Annotated in this window: 17 protein-coding genes and 1 pseudogene; 10 read left to right on the top strand and 8 right to left on the bottom strand. The window is 45.2% G+C overall.

What is annotated here, in order from left to right; translation table 11 throughout:
- Window positions 1–136: 136 nt before the first annotated feature.
- Together helD and WR49_RS10470 are read left to right on the top strand one after the other, a co-directional pair.
- Entirely contained in the window at window positions 137–2212 is a 2076-nt protein-coding gene (gene helD / locus WR49_RS10475; protein WP_046223947.1) for a DNA helicase IV, read from the top strand.
- 59 nt (window positions 2213–2271) lie between these two features.
- Window positions 2272–2622, top strand: coding sequence for a VOC family protein (locus WR49_RS10470; protein ID WP_046223946.1), 351 nt, complete (start codon window positions 2272–2274; stop codon window positions 2620–2622).
- A gap of 103 nt (window positions 2623–2725) precedes the next feature.
- Here WR49_RS10470 and WR49_RS10465 read toward each other — a convergent pair whose 3' ends face one another.
- Both WR49_RS10465 and torT read right to left on the bottom strand, forming a co-directional pair.
- Window positions 2726–3181, bottom strand: coding sequence for a methylglyoxal synthase (locus WR49_RS10465; protein ID WP_017058525.1), 456 nt, complete (start codon window positions 3179–3181; stop codon window positions 2726–2728).
- 61 nt (window positions 3182–3242) lie between these two features.
- Entirely contained in the window at window positions 3243–4271 is a 1029-nt protein-coding gene (torT, locus tag WR49_RS10460) for a TMAO reductase system periplasmic protein TorT (protein ID WP_046223945.1), read from the bottom strand.
- 92 nt (window positions 4272–4363) lie between these two features.
- Between torT and torS the strand changes: the two genes are divergently transcribed.
- Complete coding sequence (gene torS / locus WR49_RS10455) at window positions 4364–7381, top strand: TMAO reductase system sensor histidine kinase/response regulator TorS (protein ID WP_046223944.1); 3018 nt, start codon at window positions 4364–4366, stop codon at window positions 7379–7381.
- A gap of 174 nt (window positions 7382–7555) precedes the next feature.
- On the opposite strand, the gene WR49_RS10450 is transcribed toward torS, so the two are convergent.
- On the bottom strand, window positions 7556–9910 hold the full coding sequence (locus WR49_RS10450) for a fatty acid cis/trans isomerase (protein ID WP_046223943.1): 2355 nt from the start codon (window positions 9908–9910) through the stop codon (window positions 7556–7558).
- Window positions 9911–10103: 193 nt separating this feature from the next.
- On the bottom strand, window positions 10104–11342 hold the full coding sequence (locus tag WR49_RS10445) for an L-lactate MFS transporter (protein ID WP_017058521.1): 1239 nt from the start codon (window positions 11340–11342) through the stop codon (window positions 10104–10106).
- 596 nt (window positions 11343–11938) lie between these two features.
- On the opposite strand from WR49_RS10445, the gene WR49_RS10440 reads away from it, so the two are divergent.
- Entirely contained in the window at window positions 11939–12319 is a 381-nt protein-coding gene (locus WR49_RS10440; protein ID WP_017058520.1) for a hypothetical protein, read from the top strand.
- A 167-nt stretch (window positions 12320–12486) separates the two neighbouring features.
- Here the strand turns inward: WR49_RS10440 and WR49_RS10435 are convergent, their stop codons facing one another.
- The gene (locus tag WR49_RS10435; protein WP_004730279.1) at window positions 12487–12831 is read right to left on the bottom strand and encodes a YajD family HNH nuclease; all 345 of its coding nucleotides are present in this window, start codon (window positions 12829–12831) and stop codon (window positions 12487–12489) included.
- Window positions 12832–13117: 286 nt separating this feature from the next.
- Between WR49_RS10435 and yghU the strand changes: the two genes are divergently transcribed.
- From yghU to WR49_RS10405, 6 genes and pseudogenes are all read left to right on the top strand, one after another.
- Complete coding sequence (yghU, locus tag WR49_RS10430) at window positions 13118–13975, top strand: glutathione-dependent disulfide-bond oxidoreductase (RefSeq protein ID WP_046223942.1); 858 nt, start codon at window positions 13118–13120, stop codon at window positions 13973–13975.
- Window positions 13976–14153: 178 nt separating this feature from the next.
- Window positions 14154–14477, top strand: coding sequence for a DOPA 4,5-dioxygenase family protein (locus WR49_RS10425; protein ID WP_017058518.1), 324 nt, complete (start codon window positions 14154–14156; stop codon window positions 14475–14477).
- A 463-nt stretch (window positions 14478–14940) separates the two neighbouring features.
- A pseudogene (locus WR49_RS21595) lies at window positions 14941–15189 on the top strand (ABC transporter six-transmembrane domain-containing protein); the annotation flags it as partial.
- Complete coding sequence (locus WR49_RS10415; RefSeq protein ID WP_046223941.1) at window positions 15179–16351, top strand: efflux RND transporter periplasmic adaptor subunit; 1173 nt, start codon at window positions 15179–15181, stop codon at window positions 16349–16351. The pseudogene WR49_RS21595 and the gene WR49_RS10415, both read left to right, overlap by 11 nt.
- Window positions 16351–19530, top strand: coding sequence for an efflux RND transporter permease subunit (locus WR49_RS10410; RefSeq protein ID WP_046223940.1), 3180 nt, complete (start codon window positions 16351–16353; stop codon window positions 19528–19530). The genes WR49_RS10415 and WR49_RS10410 overlap by 1 nt, the downstream gene beginning before the upstream one ends.
- Window positions 19527–20540, top strand: coding sequence for a helix-turn-helix transcriptional regulator (locus tag WR49_RS10405; RefSeq protein ID WP_046223939.1), 1014 nt, complete (start codon window positions 19527–19529; stop codon window positions 20538–20540). The genes WR49_RS10410 and WR49_RS10405 overlap by 4 nt, the downstream gene beginning before the upstream one ends.
- 141 nt (window positions 20541–20681) lie before the next feature.
- On the opposite strand, the gene fruA is transcribed toward WR49_RS10405, so the two are convergent.
- From fruA to fruB, 3 genes are read right to left on the bottom strand one after another with little or no spacing between them, the layout of a single operon-like run.
- Entirely contained in the window at window positions 20682–22442 is a 1761-nt protein-coding gene (gene fruA, locus WR49_RS10400; RefSeq protein ID WP_046223938.1) for a PTS fructose transporter subunit IIBC, read from the bottom strand.
- Window positions 22443–22457: 15 nt separating this feature from the next.
- On the bottom strand, window positions 22458–23435 hold the full coding sequence (gene pfkB, locus WR49_RS10395) for a 1-phosphofructokinase (protein WP_046223937.1): 978 nt from the start codon (window positions 23433–23435) through the stop codon (window positions 22458–22460).
- 9 nt (window positions 23436–23444) lie between these two features.
- Window positions 23445–24578, bottom strand: coding sequence for a fused PTS fructose transporter subunit IIA/HPr protein (gene fruB, locus WR49_RS10390; RefSeq protein WP_046223936.1), 1134 nt, complete (start codon window positions 24576–24578; stop codon window positions 23445–23447).
- Window positions 24579–24600 lie beyond the last annotated feature (22 nt).

Here is a 24600-nt window from a genome sequence, read left to right as displayed (position 1 = left end):
ATCAAGCACAAGAATTTGATACTTATCCATAATTGTCCCTAGGTGGTCATGAAAACGTCGATAAGATGTGAGACATTATTAATTCTCTTTGCATCATGATATAAATTCAACATTCCCAATTAAAGAGCACGCTCCAATGCAGCTAAGCGCTAACAAGACTGCACAGTTTTTTATTCAAAATGAATATCATCAAGTTGAACTTGATGGTCCACGCCTATTGCTATCTTCAGTAGGCAGTGAAGAACGTATCCCGTTTACTATTTGGAGTGGCAAGGTCGCGATAAAGCGCGGGTTGTTTTGGGGATCATTGCAGTTCTTTGCGAATCAGCAAGATGGCAAACAGCGCAGTTGGTTAGTACAAGGCCTACCTTGGGAGCAGTGTCGTCAATTTGCACGTGTATCGGTTGCCGCGTATCAGAAGTGGCATAATACACAGTGTGAGCAACTTGCTGAACACGTCCCTCAATGGGAAACAGAACTGACACGCCTTGAGCAACTTCCTGCTTTTCTTCCTCATTCAAAAGTTAACTCCTGGGTCGACATGGTTCACTCGGATTTACAAAGTATGCCCATGACGCTAGAAGAAGCCGCTCAACGTATGCCGCACCGCATCGCTCGAATGCAGCCATGGTTGTCTGAAACTGAGAGCAAGCAAGCTGATAGAAACCAGCAATGGATAGAGACAGAAAGAAAAAATTGGGAAGTGCTGTTTGCTCAGTGTGAGTCATCTCCTCTGAACTTATCGCAGCAATACGCAGTATTAATGAACGATGATCATAACCTTATTCTAGCGGGTGCTGGCTCGGGTAAAACCAGTGTTCTAACCGCTCGTGTTGCTTATCTATTGCAAAGCCACCAAGCTCAAGCTGAAGAACTTCTATTACTTGCATTTGGGCGTGAAGCCGCTGATGAGATGAAACAGCGGCTCGCCAGCAAGATTGGATTATCAGCGGAGAAGGTACAAGTTAGTACTTTCCACCAATTAGGTTTGAAGATCCTAAATGAAGTTGAAACTGAACGTGTCGTTATTTCTCCGCTGGCATTAGACGACAATCAACGCCAAGCATGGTGTATTGATTGGTTGAAAAAGCACTGGATGACACCCACTAATTTCAAGCGTTGGCAAAAGCACCTGTCTAAATGGCCAATTGCTTATCTTACTGGTGATGATGAGCTTGGCAGTCACGTATCGAATCTTAAATTGATTGCTTGGTTAGAAAAACAACTTGAGCAGCTTAACGCGTCGGGCTTATCGAAGAAAGAAGTACAGCAGCAGCTCATCGACCACCGAGATTATACGCGCTTAAATAGTGAACTCTCATTGTGTTGGCCATGTGTGACAGCGTGGCAAAAGGAACTGAAAGAACAGAATCATATAGACTTCTCAATCATGATCAGCCGTGCGACTCAATACGTCGAAAAGGGTAAATTTATCTCACCATGGAAGTTCATCATGATCGATGAATACCAAGATATCTCACCCGATCGTCTTGCTTTGGTTGAAGCGCTGTGTAATCAGTCGCAAGCTCAGCACCAAGCGTCTATTTTTGCTGTGGGCGATGACTGGCAGTCTATTTATCAGTTTGCGGGGGCCGATGTTGATTTAACAACGGGCTTTAAGGACCGCTTTGAAAGCTCGACTATTCATCACCTAGATACCACTTATCGATTTAACAATCAGCTCGGTGCGGTTGCCAATCGCTTTGTACAAGAAAATCCAATTCAGATTCCGAAAGAACTGAACAGCTTCAAGCAACAGAAGCAGAAAGCGGTGTACAGTGCGCCAAGTAAAGAAGTTGAGAAGATCCTTGACCAATTGAACCGTCAATCTAAAGGTAAAACCAAAAAATCAGTGATGCTGCTTGGTCGCAACCACTATCACAAACCAGAGTTGTTAGATGATTGGAAAAAGATCTATACCTCGATCGATCTTCATTTTATGACCTGTCATGCGAGTAAGGGTAAAGAAGCCGACTTCGTGATTATTCTTTGTGTTGATGAAGGGCAGTTTCCGGCGAAAAAGAAACAACTGCATATTGATGGCGCGTTGACTGAGTCATCAGATGTGTTTCCTTATGCCGAAGAGAGACGCCTATTTTACGTGGCAATGACGCGTGCTAAAGAGAAGGTATGGATTACGCATAGCGGTGATGGTTCTGGTTTTGTGCAAGAGCTTCACGGTTCTGATTACCCTGTGATACGCAAAAAGTAATATACCCTGTCGTTATCGTCTAAAATTAGATCTTAAACCTGAATATAGAAGGATGCGATATGGAACATGGCTCGATCAACTACATTGAATTTGCTGCACGAGATATGGCCGAAACTAAGGCATTTTTCAGTGCTGTGTTTGGCTGGAGTTTTGAAGATTATGGCCCAGAGTATTCTGCTTTCGAAGGTAAAGGTTTAATGGGGGGCTTCTATTTGGCAGATCTGGCGTCGAATACGGAGAACGGCGCGGCGCTGATGGTTTTCTATAGCCAAGATCTTGAGCAAACCGAGCGCGATGTGATTGATGCTGGTGGTCAGATAAACCGTGAGATCTTTAGCTTTCCCGGCGGCAGACGTTTCCATTTTAGAGAGCCAAGTGGCAATGAGATGGCGGTGTGGAGTGACAAGTAGAGAGACTCACTGAACTGTTTAATGTCTGAAAACGAGACATAAAAAAGCCTGCGATAATGCAGGCTTTTTAGTCTGTTCAGTAGAGAGCACATGTAACGTGCGATTACGTACGCTCAGCTAGATACGCTTCGTAATCTGGGATCTCAATGATCACTTCTTCTTCAAGCAATGAAGAATTAAATAGGAAGTTAGCGGTAGCACGGTTGGTTGCAACAGGAATGTTCCACACACTTGCAATACGAAGTAGTGCTTTCACATCTGGATCGTGTGGTACAGCATTGAGTGGATCCCAGAAGAAAATCAGCATATCGATATTTCCTTCTGAAATAAGCGCGCCAAGCTGTTGGTCGCCGCCCATTGGGCCGCTGATCATACTTTTGATTGCTAAGCCTGTTTCTTTGCTGAGTAGAGAACCCGTAGTACCCGTTGCATATAGAAAATGACTTTGCAGCTTTTCTTTGTTTTCCTTAACCCATCTTAGTAGCTCTGGTTTGAAGTGGTCATGAGCAACCAAAGCGATATTCTTATGCGTTGGCATAGTACGTGTTGTTTTTTGCATGAATGTTCCCTAATTATTGTTCGTATTTTTATTGTTATTGAGTGCTTAACTCAATATATCACTATGGATTCACACTGAATACTGGTCGAAACTCAGAAGGTGACAATGAATCGGCAATAATTTGATCTTTTAATGTGGCAGGAGTGAGAGGTTCAATAACTGGAGCACTGTGTTTCTCATAAGGTTGCCCTCTCAAGTAATTAATGGCTTGCTTGAGTGACAAGCGACCTTGTTCGACCATTTTATCCGTAGGTGCAAAAAGGACTTTATTACGCAGTAAACCGCGGTAGATACCGTGACTCAAATAGCTCGAAATCAGACCTATTTCATTTGTTTTTCCTGCTGCTCTGAGTTCACTGATCGCCGCTTCGATAGCAACCGCGCTTCCGACAATATATTGAATATTAGGCTGCTCAATGACTTGCTGGACAAGGTTTCGTTGTAGTTCTTTATCGTTATCAGCCCAATAGCTGATCGCGATTTCGACATCGCTCGTCTTGATCGCATCATAAAAGCCGAGAGCAACCGGCTTGGTGCCTCCGCTAGCTTGAGGGCCAAGTAACAGAGCGATGGGGGTTTTGCCGGAACCTTTAGGGTGTGATTTCGCTAAATACTCCCCAACTTGAAAGCCCATCTGATACCAATCAACGCCCACTGTACCTTTCAATATCTTCTGTTGAATTTTATTGACGGTAAGCTCATTGACCGTCACAAAAACGGGCGTTGAGCCGACCCAATCGGTCAGGTTATCGTGGTAAGCGTCAGGTGAAACCGTTCCTAAAATTATGGCGTCGGCCCCCCATTGAGTGCAAAGCACCAGTTGTGAAGCTTGTTTAGTTGCGTTGGGGTAACCGCCTGCTTCCAAAACTTTTAGCTCGACTTGCTGTTTTTCTGCTTCCGAGACCATACCGTAGTTAACGGACAACCAATAAGAGTCTTTCAGGTGCGGATAAATGGCACAAACTTTCTCTTTTTTGATTACAGCGGTAGCCGATTCTATCGGGCTTGGAAGCATGCTAGCACTAGCGTTACTGCTTATTACAGTAAACAAAGCTAGGAGAAGTTTTGAAGCGAAAGGTTTAAATAGCATGGATTGCCGTTTTGTTGGTCTTAGATAAGAAACACTGCAAAATATAGCGTATTCTGCAGGGGTAGAGAAGAACGTTTTAAGGTTTAGATTTTATGTTATTAGCTTCAGCAAGTATTGGACGCAAGCTACTAGCCTCATTTTTAGTGATGGCGATGCTCGTTCTTTTGTCTGCATTGATCGGTGTTTCTGGATTTAGCTTTGTAGCAAAAACAGAGAGAAACGTTGTTGATTCGGCACTGCCTGCGATGATTGAAGCTCGTCAGGTTTCCGGATTGAGTAATCGCATCATTTCGTCTGTACAAACACTTTCCAATGCAAGAAATGAAGCAGAGAGAAAAAAAGCCGGCACTGTTTTGTTTGATCAGCTTGAGGCGCTATTACAACATATCAAGGAACTAGGGAGTGACAGTTTTGACTCCGAGCTGCTTGATGAACTTGAAAACAATGTTCAAAGTGTTATCAATACATTGGCTGAGCTTGGTGTCTCTGTAAAGCGTAAGCTTTGGCTCGCCAAAGAACTGTCGTCTCGTGTTGAAGAGATGCGTTTACTCGCTGAAGAGCTTGAGCAATTAACTCGTACTCAAGTTTTAAATACGGCTACCATTGCGGTTGCTAACGTCACGCATATCTATGACCTGCTAGAAACCAAAGAAACGGATAAAGCCTACCAAGCCCTAGACGCGCTTGTAGAGGTTGATCTTGATTTGTCTGAACGCCTACACGAATTGCATTTGCTGGCGTTCAAAATGCTTAATCAAATTGAAGAAACGCAAACCGTTACCAACGTAGAGCGTATTCATCAAATCCAATCTGAATTTGAATCCAACCTAAGAATCATGGCGCGCCGCGTTAAAGCGGTCGAAGATCCTACTCGTTCAGCGCAGATGTCTCAGCTATTAGAAGAGCTCAGAAAACGCCAAGTCGTGTTCGATATTTCGTTAGAACAATATGAAAACACCAAAAAGTCAGAGTTTCTGATGCAAAATACGCTGGAGTTGTTCTCTAAGTTAAATACAACGGTTAACCAACTGGTTGATGATTCAAACCGAAGCACCAAAAAAGCGGTTGATGAGCTGACTAGTACGTTGAATTTGGCTCAATGGTCGCTGTCTGTGATTTCGGTTATTGGCTTGGTTATCGTCGCATTGATCGTGTGGCGAGTGGTGTATATCTCGGTTGTTAAGCGTCTTGCTGAATACTCATCGGCTTTGATGTCTATCGCACAAGGTCGCCTGAATATTGATATATCGGTAAAGGGTAATGATGAGTTGGCTCATATGGGCGAGGCGATCATCACTGCCAGAAATACGGCTCAAGCGTTGCAAGTGGTTGCTGTGGGCGAAGCTAAAGCGAAACGAGAACTTGAAGAGCACAAAGAGCATCTTGAAGAGTTAATCACTGAACGCACATATCAATTGCAACAAACTAACGAAAAACTGAATGTCGAAGTAAGTAACCACGCCAAAGCTCGTCACGCTGCAGAACAAGCGAGCCGTGCAAAGTCAGTTTTCCTAGCGACCATGAGTCACGAAATCAGAACACCAATGAATGGGGTGTTAGGTACAGCGAGATTGCTTAAAGACACTGGCCTAAATCCTTTACAGTCTGGTTATGCTGATATCATCAACCGCAGTGGTAAGAACCTGTTAGCGATTTTAAACGATGTACTTGATTATTCGAAGATTGAAGCGGGTCATTTGGAGATCCGAGTCGCTTCCTTCGACCTCCATCAAATGGTTCAAGATACTTATCAGTTGATGGAAGGGAGAGCCGGTGAGAAGAAGCTGAATTTTGATTTCCATATTGAAAGCGACGTGCAACGCTATTGGCGTGGTGACGTAACGCGAATCAGTCAAATCTTGAATAATTTGGTCGGTAACGCGATTAAGTTTACGGAAAGTGGCTCGGTCGATATCTTTATTAGCTTAGATATCGAAGATGAAAATCGAGTGATGTTTGAAGTGTCAGATACCGGTGTCGGTATTGATGCTAGCGAACAAGCTTGTCTGTTTGATGCCTTTACTCAAACCGACAGCGGTCGCAACAAAACCGGTGGCACAGGGCTTGGATTAGCGATCAGCAAAAGCATCATGCTGGCAATGAACGGGGATATTGGTGTTCATTCTGAAGAAAGCGAGGGTAGCCAGTTCTGGTTCTCACTGCCACTTGAAGCCGGTGAGAAGATAGAAACTAAAGTACCGGTCATTGAAGCGTGTATTCGAGCTAAGGTACTTCTGATTGAAGACAACCCCGTAAACTGCATCGTTGCTGAAGGCTTCTTGAATAACTTGGGGCACGAGGTTGTGATCGCGACAACAGGACAAGAAGCGAGAGCCATATTCAGTGAGCAAGAGTTCGATATTGCGCTGGTGGACATTAACTTACCGGACTGCGATGGCGTCGAGTTAATTCAACAACTCAAAGACGATGCGCTTCAGCATGAGAGTGAAGAAGACGTAATTCGAAAAGTACCACCAATGATCGCAGTATCGGCTCATGTGTTTAACGAAGAAGTAGAAAGCTACTTGTCGTCTGGCTTCGATGGTTTCTTACCTAAGCCGTTAGAGAAGGAAGCCTTGTCGGAATTGATTGTTGAGCAGTTGGACGGCCACACGCTGTTGCTGCCTCAGCCCGATCCAAACGATACCGTTTGTAAGCAAAACGGTAACCGTGTTACTAAGAGCAACTATGATGAACTGCACTCGACACAGTTGGCTGATGTTTTGACGAAACGCGCGACGACAACTGACGCTTTAGATGAAGGAGACACTCCGGTGAAACTGATTGATTCCAAGGTGATAGAGGGTGACCTATCGATTCTTGGTTTAGAGAAAATGAAGCAAATCGTTGTGCTTTTCGAGGAGAGCAGCAACCTTACTTTGAATGAATTAGTTGAGGCGAGTGAAGCCGATAGTGGACGAGAAGTGAAGTCTTTGGCGCACAAGCTTAAAGGATCTGCGGGTAGCTTGGGTTTATCTGCCCTGTACAGTTTGTGTCAGAGCATTGAAGCAAGCGAAGCCCCATTACTGCAGTACAGAGATAACGACCAAGCTTTATCTGAATTGGTTAAAGATTCGTTAGAGGCTCTCCTCCCTTATGTTTCTGCTTAATGGTGTAGATTTGTTTTAAGCAATACCCAATCAGCAAGACCAACAAAAAATCCTCTGTACGAATATCGTCAGAGGATTTTTTATATCATGCAAGTGAATCTTCTTTCAGAACGACTAGCCTCTTAAAACTAATCTCTCCCAAGAGCTAGAACTAAAACTAAGGCTTATCACTTATTATCTATTTTCAAAGCGGTTGTAATCCAACAAGCCAAACTCAATAGGCTGATCTTTTTGATACCAACGATGCACACGGTCACTGAACGACCAAAATTCCGGAGAGCTGCGTCGTACTGCAAACTTATCAAGTAACGCTATATAGTCTTCTTCTGTGTTCAAGTTTTGTAGTGTTTTAACCAGGTTCGGAATCTCGTTCTCTGTTAATGATAGGTAAGCTTCGGGGTAGCTGCCCAACACACCACGGACGAGCGTTAAGTCATCATTGGCGTAATCACGGTTACTTTCTTCATCAAAAAGGCTCGAAATGTTGCTGTGAGCGTTGTTATGAATCATGGTGAACAACTGGTCCTCGCCGTTTTTGCCTTTAATCATAATCATCACTAGTTGTGGTACATGACGTAAGCCTTCGCCCCGAATCAAACTCACTTGATTAAGCAGAGCCTCGTTTTTCTTACCAAACCCAGTCTCAACAATATCAAAGCGATTATCGAGTACAGGTGCTAGTCTATCTTTGAGCATGTGCAGCAGTTCACGCTTCGGATCGTCGGTTTTGTAAATCACGCTGGTTGGCTGCTCAAAAGGAGCAATATTACGCTGCAAAAAGTCACTTAATTGTACGCTTTGATTTTGGTACCAACTTGAATGCTCTATATGTCGGAAGTCTTTAGGAAGAAGGGTTAAGAAATTGCTCTCACCCTCAAGGCGTAAGAAATCCATAAACATACGAGTAATCAGTTGGTGGCCAAAGTTACCATACACATCAAATCCTGCTACAAGAAGGTAGTGAATTCGTTCTAAAAGAGCATAGTCAAGAACCCATGCCGTTTTCGGCTGAGGGCCAACCAAGCCTTGGACAACAGAGGCGCTATCAAAGTGTCTAAAGATGGTTAGAGCGGCATTGCGGTTAATGCCATTGCCGTCCCATATGATGCCAATGTCTAGGTTGACGCCACTTGCAAACCATTGGTTAGTGAAATCGGATTTAGCATTGAGATATCGTGCTTGTTGCTTTGAGTAGCGTACCCAATTAGTCGCCGGGACGGTATTGCTTTTTAATTCGCTCGGTAGCTTTAAGTTTTTCTTTTGACTGGCATAGAAGGCGTTGATTTCCGGTAAATCGGCTTTATCTGGGTCAATGAAAAATACCCAAAAACGGTCATTAATGACATTCAGTGCGAGCTGACCGCGGCACACCGGTCCTTTGATAAAGGCCATGATGGTGTTTTGTGCGTTATCCAACATGAAGTGGAAACGTGAGTTTACCGGCATCGCTTCGAAAGAAGTCATAGGGTTGGCTGCAACATCTATGTCATAGCTAGGAAGTTGTTTGACTTGGTAATCAGCATCTACAAACCACGTATTCCATTTTTGTAGGCGCTCTTTATTTAGCGCGAAGGGCATGTGCGTCTTGTCAACAATCGAGCCTTGCTCTGGAATTAATCGGTAGTAGACACGGGCGACTTTTGGGTCGTCGTAAGGGCGACGAGTCGTAATGCGCTGGACTGTTTCGCCTGGTGGTGTTGCGGAACGAACGATTGAGAAGAAACGTGTTGGCATACCTAAATCAGAAAAATAGACGTGCGATAAAAACAGATGCTCGTAGATGTAACGCGCGGAGAGCTGACTCTTGTTCGAGTTTTTATTCAGGAAGCTTTCATAGACGTTAACAAGCCTTTTCTCGGCATCGTTTAGCGGAATATGCTCGTTCATCAATGCCCCGTTTTCTAACCAGCTCATTAATGTCGCATACTCCGTCTTGTCGAGGTTTGGCATGCCATAAGGCATCCCCCAAGTCGGGTAGTCTTTTTCATATTGAGGATATTCTTCAATGGTTGGACACCGTTGGTCACGATCGGTTGAAAAGTCGAAACCTTCAAGCTGGGTTTGATCGGGTAGAGGGTGATTCTCTTTCTGAATCAGCATACGAGAAACAAGACCTGCGTCGAGGTTAGCCGTTGAGTTCTGCATACGTTCATTGAGGACTGGATGAAAATCCGCATCACGCCACTCTTGTGTGGTTAACGCGTCTTCAAACAAACGAGTAGGGGCTGAGGCGGTTAAGCGAGTGCCTTGGTAGACAAGTGCCTTACTTGCGCCACGATCGATACCTTCCACCGAAGACATTTTGAGTTGGCAAGGTGCGTCGTAGCACGCATGACACACCACACATCGGTTATTAATGATGGGCTTTACTTCGTCAATGAAGTGCTGTGCTTGAGCAGAAAGAATAGGAACTTGGCGATTACGAACTTGCTGTTCACCAAATAGTTCATCGAAGTTTAAACCCGCGTATACGGCACAACCTGAGAAGACGCTTACGAAAGCTAAAATGAATATTTTTTTCAAATTCATAGGTATTTAAATATTAGGAGTTTTTCCAATTATATCGAAAAGGCTTATGTTCTAACAATGTTACGGACAAAGTGGTTAATAGGGTTAATCAGTAGGAGAGAGATGAGGACTCGGGTTCGATTGTCGTTTGATACAAAAAGAGCCTAACCCTCAGGCTAAGCTCTTCAGTAACAAATTCAATCTTTTCTGACGATTAAGCTTGAGATGCTTTTAGTTCAGACACTTTAGCTTCAGAGATAGGCTTAGTGATGATTGCTAGAACAATACACACTGCCATCATAACTGCAGAGATTGTGTAAGCTAGGCCGTAACCTTCACCATTCGTCATTGAGTAACCAACAACCGCTGCACCGATAGCGCCGCCGATACCCCATGCTGTATAAAGCACGCCGTAGTTTGTACCGTAGTTTTTCAGGCCGTAGAACTCAGCAGTTAGAGTTGGGAATACGGCTAGAAGCGTACCGTAACCAACAGCTGCGATAGCCGTACCAATGATTAGCGTGAATTCAGAGTTGAATGTAGCGAATAGAGCCATGTTCGCGCCTTGAAGGATGAACGCTAGCAGTAGAGTACGTACGCCACCGATTTTATCTGCAAGCATACCCGCAGCAACGCGGCCGCCTGAGTTGAATACAGCAAGGATAGACGCTAAGTAAACGGCGTTTGGTAGGTTCGCTTGAACGCTAGCAATCGTAGTGATGTTACCGATGATCATAAGACCAACAGACGCAGCAAATGCGTACATGATCCATAGAGAGTAGAACTGAGGAGTCTTCAGCATTACTTTCCAAGTTAGGTCTTCAGTTTTCTTAACCGCTTTAGGTGCTTGGCCTGCTTTTACTTTTGGCTCAGCTGGCGTGTAATCCGAAGGTGGGTTGTTGATCGTTGCTGCCAGAGGTACTGCAATTGCAAGTACACCAACACCAAGAATCATAAAGCTTGTTTGGATACCCATGCTGTTGATTAGCGCAGAAGTTACTGGCGCTAGGTAAATAGCTGCAAGACCGAAGCCCGCTGCGATTAGACCGTTAACCATACCTTTCTTAGAAGAGTGGAACCATTTCATTGCAGATGGAGAAAGACAGGCGTAACCGAAGCCGATACCAGCACCTGTCATCACACCAAACGTTAGGTTTAGCATCATAGGAGTTGTCGCGAAACCAGAAGCAATCATGCCCAGGCCTGTAAGTGCTGTACCTAGAATAAGGATCTTACGTGGCCCCATGCGGTCTTGTAGGATGCCTGCAATAAGAAGACAAACAGAGAATGTGATAGTTGCAATAGCGTAAGGTGAAGATGCTTCAGCAGCACTCCAACCAGCTTCAGTCACTAGCGCCTTGTTAAATACACTCCAAGCATACAGGATGCCAAGACAAAGGTTGATACAGAAGCCTGCCAGCAGGATACGTGTTGCTTTATCAATCTTGCTCATTTTTATTCTCAGTTTTGTCATCAATTATGTGGAGAGTCACTTAACTAATGACGGGTTATTGTGATTATTTCTTCAAAATTAGTTTGCGTTTTTCAACAGGTGACGCAAAAGAGCGCGGATTATAACCAATAAAAATGTGATTGGAATCTATTTTTCCGTTTTTGGTCAATTAAGCTTTCTTTGTTAACAGGGTGTTTTTTGTTGGTTTTTAAATTGTTTTCAACACCTTTCTATTTTGTTTTTTTAGTGCTGTCATCTTATTTATCTTTAGGGATTTTTTCGTCATGGTTTCTGAGTAGCCTTGTATTGCGTGCGGATATCACAAATTTTAGAATTATTTTAAATTTTTTATAAAGTTAACTTTGTGTAACAAAATAAATCAAAATAGCGCTTTGTTTATATGAGACAAGGAGTAACGGAGTACAATCAAAAACAAGTTGTTAATTACTTGTTAATAGTGGTTTTTGTGGGTACTTTTGCTTACATTTTGTCCGATACAAGGGGTTGTGTTGTCGAGAGAAAGTGGGAAAATAGCACATAAACAAAGATTCCAAATTTGAAAGGATGCGTTTCCAACTTATGGCGAGGCGAGTATTATGAAACTGTTTTTAATTCTATTGATGTCAATTTCTGGTGGTTTGGCGGCAGCTGACCATATTCACTCTTTCTTGTTTGGCTTCTATATTGCTGCATTAGCGGTGGGTAGTTGCTATTGGCTTGCATTTCGCAGCACGCGTTTTCCGCAGTTGGCTTTAATGCTATTAATGTGTGGCTTCTTCGCGAAAATCGCTGTGACGGTTATCGGTGTTTCTTGGGGGATCTCGAACGATATCATTCAATCGCCGTTTATTTTCTCATTGTCATACCTGTTCTTCTTAGTGGTTGTGTCTTACGTTTGGTTTGCATACCGCGATAAATTGACGCTAAAAAAGCGCGCTAAGCAGATAGAAGAGTCTCGCAAACAAGCAGCAGCGTAATTCAATTTGATTCTTAAAAAGCTTTCTTCGGAAGGCTTTTTTGATCTTGCCTCGCTGAATTTGTAGGGCAGATAAAAGAACCCCCAGTATGGCGACATACTTGGGGTTCTTGTTATTTATCTAGTCTCTAGCCGCTATCATCTAGCAAATACAGGTCTTAACGTGTGTTACTTCTTCATCAACTTCGCTAGATCAGCAAAGGGATTGTGCGTTGCTGATTGATGGTCGTCTAAACGGGCTTTTGCATCAACACCGTAACGGTCATGATCCGTGTATTTTGAGTGCTCATGATCGTGACAGTACAAGCACAGTAGTTCCCAGTTGCTACCATCTTCAGGGTTGTTTGTATGGTCGTGATCCACGTGGTGAACGGTAAGCTCTCTTAAGTTTGAGTAAACAAATTCACGTGCACATTTACCACAAACCCAAGGGTACAGTTTCAGTGCTTTTTCGCGGTAGCCTTTCTCTTGGCGAGCGTACGCAGCACTCGAGCCTGTGTAATCAGAAGACATTGCCTAATCCTTATCAATTGTAATCTCCCGATTTTATCACAGCTTTCTGGAACGGGTAGGACTGTCGTTGCTAAATGATGCTCTAGACTGACCAACATTAAATGAGGTTCGAAACAAGATTAGAATAGGTGCTTACCTTTTATATGAATCCTCTCGGTAAACGGGTTATGTCTTTCAGGAATAAGCCATGCTTAACAGTTTGAAAATAAATCGTATTCAGGGGTTTTAACCAAGGACATGTGACCTAATATCAGTTTGTGAGACCCTATATTAATAAGGAAATATCATGTCACAACAATACACACCGCCAAAAGTTTGGGTTAACGATACTGCTGGTGGTAATAAGTGGGCAAACATTAACAGCCCTGAATCTGGCGCTCGATTTGATAAAGAGCTTCCTGTTGGTGACCATGCTTTGCAACTGTATTCTCTTGGCACACCTAACGGCCAGAAAGTCACTATCATGCTAGAAGAGCTGTTGGCGGTGGGTGTTAAAGAAGCTGAATATGATGCGTACTTGATCAATATCGGTGAGGCTGATCAGTTCTCTTCTGGCTTTGTTGGTGTGAACCCAAACTCTAAAATACCAGCACTTGTCGACAAGTCTGGTGATGAAGACGTTAATGTTTTCGAATCGGCATCTATCTTGATGCATCTGGCTGAAAAGTTTGGTTACTTCCTACCCAAAGAAGGAGCGGCAAGAACGCAAACTATCAATTGGTTGTTCTGGGCACAAGGTTCAGCGCCATTCTTAGGTGGTGGTTTTGGTCACTTCTACGCTTACGCTGATGAAAAACAAGAGTACCCAATTAACCGTTTTGCGATGGAAGCAAAGCGCCAGCTAGACGTGTTAGATAAACAGTTAGCAAACAACACATTTGTTGCAGGTGAAGAGCTTAGCATCGCTGATATCGCGATTTGGCCTTGGTATGGCAACCTTGTACTAGGCAAGCTGTATGATGCGGCTGAGTTCCTACAAGTTGAGTCTTACACCAATGTCGTTCGTTGGGCGAAGCAACTTGAAGCGCGTGAAGGTTTCCAACGCGGCCGAGTCGTTAACCGCTCATTTGGCGAAGAGTGGGAGCAAGTACCAGAGCGCCATTCTGCTGAAGATATTGATCGTGTTTTAAAACTACGCCCGTAGGTCTTCAAAGCGATAGTCGACACCACGTTATAGAGTTTGTTTTACCGGCCAACGTTGACTCAAACTCTATTTTTGTTTCTTATGGATCCTTTTGAAAGTAAGTCCACTTATTTAGATTTAGCTATTGAAGGCGGTTTAGGTATAAAATCGCGATATCATAATTCTAAAGGATGGTGCCATGTACCACGGTCACGTTTATTTCCCTCTGCGATTTGCAGAGCAAGCTGAGACACTACGTCAGAAAATTATTACAGAGCGTAAGGATGTATTAGAAGTTTATCCATTGATACAGCGCTTGGTAGGCCCACATAAAATGCCAATGTTTGAGGTCCATTTTGTTAATAAAGAATCTGGATTTGTTGAGTGGCTTGAGCAAGCACGAGGAGATATGTCAGTGCTGATTCACCCAGTAACGGGGGGCGAAGAGACCTTAGATCATACCGTTCGTGCTACGTGGCTTGGTCGCGAGTTAGGTGTGTTTGAAGAAGCGCTAACCAGTTAATTCAATTTTTCGCCCGACAATACGTAACGAATAAACGTACTGTCGGGTGTGCCGGTACACCCCTCGTTTTGCTCATCGACTTCTTATTGAAATGTTAGTTTCACTAGCTATTCCCCTGTAATAACACGCCACAACTGCAGCGCCTAGTGCATTAATATGTTGATTAGGCTCACCATCAAATAGCGATACATATCTCGATAGTTACCACTGTCCACACTAACGTTTCTTATGAGTGACAATAAGGGAGTTTTGGTAAATAAAAGCTCCCTTATTGTAAACTACCTACCTAACACAGCAATTTGGGACACTTTTTCCCATGCCGAATTGGTAATACTGACGCCATATTCATTTATGGGCTCAATAATGCTATTCAAACATCCCATCTCTCTTCTGACGATTATTCGTCTTAATCCATTACAGGTCGCCGCGACTTGGTTAATGATATTGGCTGAAAACGTGATGCTTAGTCTACGGGCTGATCTTTACTGTGTTGTTTGGCGCGGTAGTCGGCAATTTGTGGATGGTGAGCCGGCTTATTGGGCCAACCGCGGGGCAAGTGTTCTCCATTGTTACCTATTCACTGGAGTTTGTTGAAACTGCCGTAATGCTGCCAATCACATTACAAACCCTTTCTCGTCTTACTGAAATCAGTCAGCGACTTAATCACACCTCCGTTCAACAGGCTACCAAGGAGATGCCTTATGAGATTTAAAAAGCCACTTTCAGTACTTGTCGGTTGTGCGGCTATCTTTGTTGCTTTGGTTGTTGTCGATGAATTAGAACCCGAGGCGGTAGAGCCCGTAAAGAAACAAGCGGTACTGGCTCCCGTTTCCATGTTGGAGGTGACGCCATCACAACACGAATCGACGTTAACGGTATTAGGCTTGACCGCTGCTCGTTGGCCGATTCAGCTGAAAGCGTCGAGAAGTGCGCAATTGAAATGGCTGAATGAAAACATTGAGCCGGGAAAGTTGGTTAGCAAAGGCGATGTGTTAGCGAGGCTAGATACCAGTGCCGTCGATGCGAACTTGGCGCAAGCGTTAAGTGCATTGAAACAAGCGGAACTTGAGTTGAAACAGGCTAAGCATGAACAAACGGTCGCTCTCAAAATGCTTAACCCAAAAACAAGTTCATCCTTTGCTCGCAGAGAGCCTCAATTACTTGCAGCGAAAGCTAATCTAAAACAAGCAAAACAGGCTTACATAAGCGCGCGGAAACTACTGGAAGAGTCGGTGATTACCGCGCCTTTTGATGCGGTCATCATGAAACGCCACATTAGCCCGAGAGAGTGGATAGAGTCGGGGCAAGTGACCTTTGAATTAGCTGCCAGTGATTCGATTGATATTGAGCTGCCTATCTCTGAAATGCACTGGCAACAAGTACAAGCCGCCTTAGTTAAGCCAAGTATTCGTGTCGTCAGTCGTTCTGGGAATCAATGGCCGGCGAAGGTGCGCTATGTGTCTCCGGAAGTGGATTCGGTGACTCGTCAAAGACAGGTGGTACTCTTGGTTGAAGACCCTTACCAAAACAAGCCAAGACTGTTTCCGAATCAGCAGATTCAAGCCGTGGTTAACTTAGGTCTAAAAGATGACGTAGTAAGCGTACCTCTGAGCGCGATGACCCGAGATGGGTATGTGTGGACGTTAGACAAAGAAGATCGTTTACAAAAAGAGTCGGTAGCGCTCATTGGACAAGGCAGCCAACAGCTCGATATTCGCTTCAATGATCAAAGTGATAAGGCTCGCCGTGTGGTGCAATATCCGCTTTATTCGATGCTAATTGGTAAACAAGTCGCGCCTAGATTCTATGAAGGACGCTCTGAAGCAATGCTTGCCGGCAAATCTGATGCAGCACAGATTAAGGAATCAAACTAATGAGTTGGATGACTAAATGGTTTATTAACAATCCAGTCGCCGCTAATTTGTTGATGATGGCGATTGTTATTAGTGGCGTGCTGGCATTTGGGCTGTTACGTGTTGAGTCGTTTCCACAAATTGCACCATCTTCAATCAGCATTACCGTGGCTTACCCCGGCGGTACAGCGCAACAGATCGATGAGAGCGTGACCCAGCGAATCGAAGAGTCGATCAGCGGTATTCCAGGCATCAAACAGATCACCAGTCAGTCGAGTGCTAGCGTTTCTAGAGTCGTGGTGCGTAAAACCAGCAGCGCAGATTTAGACAAGCTGTTGGATGACATTCGTAATCAAGTTAACGCCATCAATGGCTTTCCCGTGCAAGCAGAAAGGCCGCAAGTCGTGCGTAACGAATTTACCAATTTAGCGGCGTTTGTGGTGGTGTCTGGGCCAAGAACCGATGACGAACTGCAACCTATCGCCAAGCAACTTGAACAAGCACTGAAGAAGAACCCGCGTATCTCGAAAGTATCAAATTGGGGAACTCGCGCATCTCAATTGGTTATCGAGCCAGATCCTGACCAACTGAAAGCGTTGGGGTTGAGTTTAGAAGATCTCGCAGAGCTCGTTGAGCAGCGTTCGCTTGAGACTCGTAGCGGTGAACTGATCAGTGACAAAGGCCGAATGGTGATTCGTGGTGAGGGTTATGCCGATGATCTACAGAAGCTGAATCAGCTTGTCGTAATTTCGGGAAGCAACGGAAAAATACTGTTGGGTGATATCGCCAAGTTAAGTCGTGGCTACCAGTACAGTGGTTCTATCGTGCGTAACAACGGCTCTAACGCCATCGCCTTATTGGTCAGCACTAGCCAAACCGACAATTTGCTTAAAGTCAGTGAAGCGATTAGCGAAACATTGGCTGTACAACGCGCGATTTTGCCGTCGGATATTGAGTTGAATACCATGGCCGACATGGCACCTTACATCGAAGACCAGTTATTTCGCCTGAGTGAGAACGCATGGCAAGGCTTGTTAATAGTTCTGATTTTGCTTGGCGTATTCCTTGAAATTAGGCTCGCGTTTTGGGTCGCAATGGGGATTCCGATTGCGCTGACTGGAACGCTAGCCGCAATGCAGTGGTTTAACTACAGCATCAACGACATCACCCTGTTTGGCTTTATCTTGGTGCTCGGTGTGCTGGTGGACGATGCAGTTGTTGTCGGGGAAGCGATACATGAAAAACGGACGGGTAACGTCGGCTATTCTCCTAATACCAATGGTTTCTCAAATATAAACGGCTCCTCAAATCTAAACGGGAAGACAGCCGCTTGGCAAGGCGTGCACTCCGTGTCAGTGGCAACTGTATTCGGTGTGCTGACAACCATCGCAGCGTTTTCTCCAATGTTATGGATTAACAATGAGTTAGCCAAGGTGCTTGCGGGGTTTTCTGCAGTAGTGATCTTCGCTTTGATCTTCTCACTTATCGAGAGCAAATTTATTCTGCCGTCACACTTGGCACAGCTTTCAGTGAAAAAGCCATCAACAAGTATCTTTGCCAAGGTGCAGAATGCTGCTCAAGGCGGGTTGCAGTGGTTCAATCTCAACATTTATAAGCCGGTATTGGAGTTTGCTCTTGGCTACAAAGTGGCGTCTTTGCTTGGGTTTGTGGCGGTTATTTCACTGGCTTATGGCATGTGGTCGAATGGTGCGATTCGCAGTGCGTTGTTCCCTGAAATTCCGGGGCGTTACATCACTGCGGTTATTGAGCTAGAAGATGGCGCGCCGTTGCCTTTACAGCGCCAAGCTTTGTTGCAAGTAGAGCAAGCAATGACGCAGGTCGAAAAGGGTTTAATGGAAAATTATCCGTTGCAAGAGAAGCCTGTTGTGAACCTGCTCGCTTGGTCTGATGGCTATGGTGAAATTGAAGTCACTGCCGAGCTCACCAATGAATCTTTGAGCTTATTGCCGGGTAACCTACTGTTGAAGCGATGGCGAGAAAATACTGGGCAAATTGAAGGCGCTTACTCGGTTAAATTCAGCGCAGCTGAGGAGCCTGCTGGTGGCACATTTTTAACGATCTCTTCCAATGAACGTGAGCTTGCATCAAGAGTAAGCGAGCAGTTAGCCAATACATTAGCGTCGTTGAAAGGCGTTTCGGATGTTTACGACGATGGTCAGGACGGTTTACCGCAAGTTCGCTTGGTGTTAAATCAATATGGGCAACAGCTTGGGTTAACTCAAGCCACGCTAGCTCAACTCGCAGGAGAAGCGTTTGGCGAAAGAGAAGTGCATCGTCTGTTGGAAAACGGGCAAGAAACTAAGGTGCTGCTGCAATATCCAAGGGATGAGCGTAGAACCTTAGCTCAGTTGGAAGAAGCCATTATTATGTTGCCGAATGGTGGTAGTGTGATGATTGGCGATATTGCTGAGTTCCGCCACAAGCAAGAGCCGCAAGTGGTTTACCGCCGTGACCGAGAGCAAGTCATCAACCTGTATTGGAAGCAGAACCGTGACCTACAATCCCCAGAGAAAACACGTGAGCAACTCGAAGATACAATTGAATCTTTGCACTTACAGTTTCCAAGCGTGACCATCAAAGCGGGCGGCGAGTTTGAAGAAATCGGTGAGGTGTCAAACGGCTTCAAATCAGCGATGATACTAACGCTTATCATGATCTACATTTTGTTGGCGGTGCCATTGAAGTCTTATTGGCAACCAATGATCATCATGGCGGTAATACCATTCGGATTCGCAGGCGCGATTTTTGGTCATTACTTGATGGATTTGCCAATCAGCATTCTTTCAATGTTCGGTATGATGGCCATGACGGGGATTGTGATTAATGACTCGCTGGTGCTGATCACGCGTTTTAATGTTGAATATCGCCAAGGCGTGCCGTTACAGAAAGCGTTAGTAATCGCAGGTACTAGCCGTTTGAGAGCGATTTTCTTAACCACGATTACCACTGTGTGTGGGTTGTTGCCTTTGTTAAGCGAAACTGCGGAACAAGCACAATACTTAAAGCCTGCGGCGGTGTCGTTAGTGTTTGGTGAGTTGTTTGCCACAGCGGTAACGCTGATTTTGATTCCCGTACTGCTTGGTTTGTTTTGCCGTAAGCCACCTTTACTTGAAAATTTAATTGAAAAAGAACCGGGCGAACAAGATTTATCAGAAGAACTCACTTTGGGGCGATCGTGATTGATTTTATAAAGGACAAAGACGATAGTGAAGTCAAGCTATCCGAGATCAGACCCAATGTACCTGAGAACAAAGACCGTATGAAGCAAGAGAACAAACCTGATTATCAATTGGTGCCTGGTTTCAAACTCGTGCCAGAGATTGCATTGATTGAATCTTTGCCAGAACATCTTCAAAAACGCTTTTCACATGCGCTTAATTTGATGCATGAAGAGTGGGGTGAGCGACGTACTTGGGAGGAGATAGCAACCGAGAGTGCGATTTCTCCCTATCACTTTCATCGGCAGTTTACTGAGCTGTTCAACGAAACGCCGGGCCAATATTTAGGTCGAGTTCGGCTGCAAGTCGCGGTCAGTTTGTTGCTCAATGATGAGCCGTGGAGCGTTATTGAAATTGCTCAGTATTGCGGGTTTTCATCGTCACAGTCGTTAGGTAAGGCGCTCAAGCGTGAACTTGGCGTCACGGCGAAGCACATTCGAGAAATGGGCTATAACGCGACACCTAAAGAAACGGCAGATTTCATTCAGAAATTGGCCCATCCGGGCGTGCAGTCTTCAATGGAAGAAGAACTGGTTAAGTCGATGCCTACCGAATTGGCTTGGTATCCAGAGCGTGGCATGCAGAAGCTTAAACTAGACGATCCTGACTGGGACACTGTGTTTGAGATGTATGGTCAGAAGTCGACTCAGTTGATGGGCACCACACCGATTAAACAAATGAGAAATAAGTGGGACGACATCGACGTTGAAATTGGAAACTGGCAAGTCGCTAAAGACCGTTACGATAAGATCATTCCAGAAGGCTACTACTTGTGTAGCGATGTTTATCTGGTTTCGGATGTGGCGTATAGCACGGCCTTAGAAGCTCTGTTTAAGGCGGTTGAGCAACAAGGTTTGAAGTTAGATGTGCAAGGTTATTTGGTAGAGATGATTCGTCAGATCGACACGGATGATGTCGAAGGTGTGACGTTTGCATTCCAGTTACCTGTGTTAGCGACCTCAGAAAAGTAACTCCAGAGCGAGCGTTTCTAGATAGTTCCAATAAAAAGGCTCCTCAAATGAGGAGCCTTTGTTTTAAGGAGCCGTTTTACCAAGAAACCGGTTATCAAGAGCCTCTGGTTATCGGGTTGAACCGTTAACCAGAGTAGGGGATTAAGCCTCTGCAGTTGCCTTAGAGTCGCTCATCTTTTTAAGAGCTGCGTAACCAAAGCCTGTTACTGCTGTACCCGCTGCAATCGCCACTAGGTACATAAGAACTGGAGAGATAGCACCAGGAATCAGTAGTACGAACAAGCCGCCGTGTGGAGCCATTAGCTGAGCACCAAACATCATTGAAAGAGCGCCAGTTAGTGCACCACCTGCCATACAAGCTGGGATAACACGCATTGGGTCTTTCGCTGCGAATGGAATCGCACCTTCAGAGATGAAGCATAGGCCAAGAACGAATGATGCTTTACCCGCTTCACGTTCGCCCGCTTCAAACTTGTCTTTCACTAGGAAAGTCGCAAGGCCCATACCTAGAGCTGGAACCATACCTGCTGCCATGATTGCTGCCATTGGTGCGTAAGTTTGCGAAGCCAGTAGGCCAACACCGAATGTGTAAGCTGCTTTGTTTACTGGACCACCAAGGTCGAAACACATCATTGCGCCTAGAATCACACCCAGAAGAATCGCGTTAGACGTTCCCATGTTGTTTAGGAAAGTTGTCATTGCGCTCATCACGCCAGATACAGGGCCACCCACGATGTAAACCATCACAAGACCGGTGAACAAACTCGCGATAAACGGAATGATCAGGATTGGCTTGAGGGCTTCCATGGATTGTGGAAGTTGAACCTTGTCGGCAATGAATTTAGCAGCGTAACCGGCAATGAAACCCGCTGCGATACCACCTAGGAAACCTGCGCCTGTTGAGCTAGCCAGCATACCGCCGATTAGACCTGGAGCCAGACCCGGACGATCAGCAATTGAGAATGCAATGAAACCAGCCAGAACAGGAATCATCAGTGCGAATGCAGAACCACCACCGATAGTCATCAGTGCTGCAGCCAGTGTGCCTTCTTCTTTAAACGCTTCGATACCGAATACGAAAGACAATGCGATGATCAAACCGCCCGCAACAACCACAGGGAGCATGTGAGAAACACCTGTCATTAGGTGCTTGTACACGCCTTTCTTCTCGTCAGCAGGCGCTGAATTTGAAGAAGCTGTGTGTTGGTATGGTTTAGCTTCTGCGAATGCTTTTTCCATCTCTTGCTTTGTTTTCTTCAAAGCAGGGCTTGTTGTTGTTTTGTATAGCGCTTTGCCGTTAAAACGATCCAGTGGAACGTCGATATCTGCTGCGATGATAACCAGATCAGCGTCTGCGATTTCTTGGTCTGTCAGTTGGTTCTTCGCACCTACAGAGCCGCGAGTTTCCACTTTGATTTGGTGACCTAGGCGTTTGCCTTCTGCTTCAAGCGCTTCAGCTGCCATAAAGGTATGTGCAACACCAGTCGGGCAAGCGGTAATCGCTACGATTTTTTTGCTGCCCGTGCTTGCTGTTGTAGAAGAGTTTGGAGAAGTACCCGTTACTGCAACCGTTTCTTCAACTTGAGAAGCATCTAGTACCGTTGCTTCAGCTACCGCTTTCTCTAGAAATGCTTTTGTATCAGCTGTGCATTCAGAGATAGCCGCTTGGTACACTTTCTTACCGACAAAGCGCGCTTTATCAACGTTGGTGTTAGCTGCGATAACCACGACGTCGCTGCTGTCGATAGTGTCTTGCGATACGGTTGAGTCAGGTAGCACGCTTGATTGACATTCAATAGCGGCGTTCCAACCCAGTGCTTTTGTCGCTTGCTCTAACAAGCCTGCGGCGATGATGCTGTTTGCTACGCCACTAGGGCAAGCTGTGATAATGGTAATATTCATAATAAACCTTTTGTCCTATTTGCTTGTGTCTAACTGGCTAGTTGGAGCACTAAGCGACTGTAATTGGATATTTTGTAGTACTGAATCCAGCTCTTGTTGGCTGGTGATGCCCACGCCTACCTGTGAAACTGCTAGAGCAGATAGGGCGGTTGCGAATTTAATAAGTTCTGGTTTTGGCATCTGTTGCATGTGACCCCAACATAGGCCTGCGACTAATGTGTCACCTGCACCTACCGTGCTTACCACTTGCATACGCGGAGGTTGAGCATGTAGCCATTCATCTTGGTTAAGCCACATCACGCCTTCTGCACCAAGTGATACCACGATGTTATCGATGCCTTTTTCACTTAGGGCTTGGCCTGCGTGTTGGCACTGGTCACGTGTTGTCAGTTCGGCATTGAACAGTTGAGACAGCTCTTCATCGTTTGGCTTAATTAACCAAGGTTGTGCATTGATACCGGCTTTGAGTGCGTCACGGCTGCTGTCGAACAACACCTTTTTACCTAGGTCACGCAAGCGCTGTACCCAAGAAGCGCAAAGCTCTGGCGATACGCCTTGTGGCAAGCTGCCTGCAATCACGAAGTATTCGTGGTCTTCAGCCAGTTCTAGCAAGGTTTCTTCAAACGCTTTGATAGCGTCAGCATCAACAGGAACACCTGGGAAGTTGATGTCGCTAACTTGGCCTGAGTTCTCTACCAGTTTCACGTTGATACGAGTTGCGCCATCAACACGGATGAAGCGGTCAGTTGCGCCCATCTGTTCAAACAGTTGGCAGAATGCTTCTTCGTTATTGCGACCAAGGAAACCAGTTACGGTCACTTTAGCGCCAAGCTCTGAAAGCACTTTTGCTACGTTTACGCCTTTACCTGCCGCATGTAGAGAGCCTTTGTTCACTAGGCTCACTGAACCCACGTTAAGTGCGTCGATAGCGCCAGTTAGATCTAGAGCAGGGTTTAGCGTAACGGTAACGGCTTTGATTTGTTGATTAGACATATCGATTCCTTAACCTTCGCCAAGGCCTGAAGCGATAGCTTTACCAATCGATTCAAGTGCTTGTGCTGCATCTTCACCTTCAGCAACAAACTGAAGCTGGTGGCCATGTTTAACGCCAAGTGCGATGACTTTCATCAAGCTCTTCGCGTTCACTTCTTTTCCGTCGCCATCTAGGTTTGAAACACGGATCGTTGATTCGAATTTCTTCGCTTCAGCCACTAGCATTGCACCCGGACGAGCGTGCAGACCGTGTGCGTTTTTGATTTTGAATACTGCGCAGTTGTCATCGTCTTGAGAAGCTGTAGAAACCGCTTCACCTTTTAGAAGGCCAATTACTTGCGCTGCGTCAGCGGTTAACAGTTGTTGCTGTTTACCTTCGAAAACCATCTTGCTTAGGTTTGCTAGAATCGATTGGTGTGCGCTGTTGCAAGCTGCAAATGCCACCAATGCTTTCACTGGTGTGCCTTCGAATTCACAATGGTTCGCTGTTGAAACGAAAGATACGCCAGTGCGAGTTACGCCTTTATCGCTGCCCAACAACCAAAGGCCTTGGCCTAGGTGAGTCGGTGTTTTCGTTACTAGGTCAGCAACGAATGCGTTGTCTGTGCAACCTGTGTTTTTAAGTAGGCCGCCCGCTACAGCAGACATTTGAATCATGTCGCTTGCAGGGAACAGTAGTTGAACCAAAGAAGCGTCTAGGTCGGCTTCTAGCTGAACTTCGCCGTTAAGTAGGGCGATGATTTCGTCTTCTGATTTCGCTTGCTTTAATTTCTCTTCAACACCGTCAGCCGCTAGAACTTTGGTCAGTTGCTTAAGAATGCCTAAGTGCTCGTCAGATTTAGCTGCAATACCAATCGCAACGTAAACACGGTTGCCGTCTGCCCAATCAATACCTTCAGGGAAGTGGTGTACCGCAACGCCTGTCTCTTTTACTAGGCCACGAGTATCCGTCGTTCCGTGAGGAATCGCGATGCCGTTACCTAGGAACGTAGAGTTCTGGTTTTCACGGTTCAGCATTCCTTCAACGTAACCAGAGTCAACTAAACCTTTAGCTGTCAGGTCGCCAGCAATGTTTTGAATTGCTTTGAATTTGTCTTCGGCAGATTGGCCTAGAGTGATGTCAGATTTTGATAATTTAAGCATGGTGCCTCTTTAGCGTATAGCT

It is taken from the genome of Vibrio sp. ECSMB14106, assembly GCF_000972265.1.
GTDB classification, from domain to species: Bacteria; Pseudomonadota; Gammaproteobacteria; order Enterobacterales; family Vibrionaceae; genus Vibrio; species Vibrio kanaloae.
This window is presented reverse-complemented; position numbering and strand designations above follow the sequence as displayed.